The organism is Streptomyces sp. T39 (assembly GCF_008042045.1).
Lineage (GTDB): Bacteria > Actinomycetota > Actinomycetes > Streptomycetales > Streptomycetaceae > Streptomyces.
In genome coordinates, this window is record NZ_RDBP01000225.1 from 1 (window position 1) to 813 (window position 813).

Consider the following 813-nt stretch of genomic DNA (forward strand, 5'->3'; position numbering starts at 1 on the left):
GCGCCACGCCCTGTGCACGGAGATCCTGTGCAGCGGCCTGTACCTCGCCTCGTCCCGGCACTGGTCGGGGCCCCCGGCCGACCCGGCACACCGCCTCGCCCGGGCGGGAGGGCGAGGACGCATGCGCGCAGCCAGTCCCCGAGCAGCGACCGGGGGTTCCGGCCGATGCGCTCCGCCAGACCCGTCAGGTCGTCCAGGTGCCGGGGGTCGCGCACCACGGGGACCACCACCAGGGCGAACAGCTCGGCCGCCCGGGCGAGGCGGTGTGCCGGGTCGGCCGGGGGCCCCGACCAGTGCCGGGACGAGGCGAGGTACAGGCCGCTGCGCAGGATCTCCGTGCACAGGGCGTGGCGCGCGGACGGGCCGAGCCGGTGGACGCGCAGACGCTCGGTGAGTTCGTCCAGCAGCACGAACACGGCCTCCATGGTGAGGTCCGGCTGCCGGAGCTCGTCCAGGAGTTCGTCCTCACCGGGCGACCCGAGCAGTGCGGGCACACCCGTGAGGGTGCCGCCGCGCAGTGCCGCGCGCAGGGGCTGCGGGGGCTCGGCGAGGTCCGGCGTGCCGGCGGCGCCGTGCGCGGCGTCCGGGCCCGGCGCGTCCGGTGCCTGCCGCGGGCGCGGTGGGGCCGCCGGGCCGGGCGGGGAGAGTTCCGGCAGCGGTCCGAAGAGATCACCGGACCGGGGGAGGCCGGACCCCCGCTCGCCCTGCCGGAGCCCCGGCTCCGTGCCGCGGCGCCGGTCCGGGTACGGCGCCGGGGCCGGGCCGGGGGCCCGCGCCGGGCCGTCCGGTGTGCGGTCGGGGGCGCGGTGGGGT

At 79.5% G+C, this 813-nt stretch carries 1 pseudogene; it reads right to left on the bottom strand.

The features are described 5' to 3' along the window. Window positions 1-813, bottom strand: a pseudogene (locus EAO77_RS39300) (hypothetical protein); the annotation flags it as partial.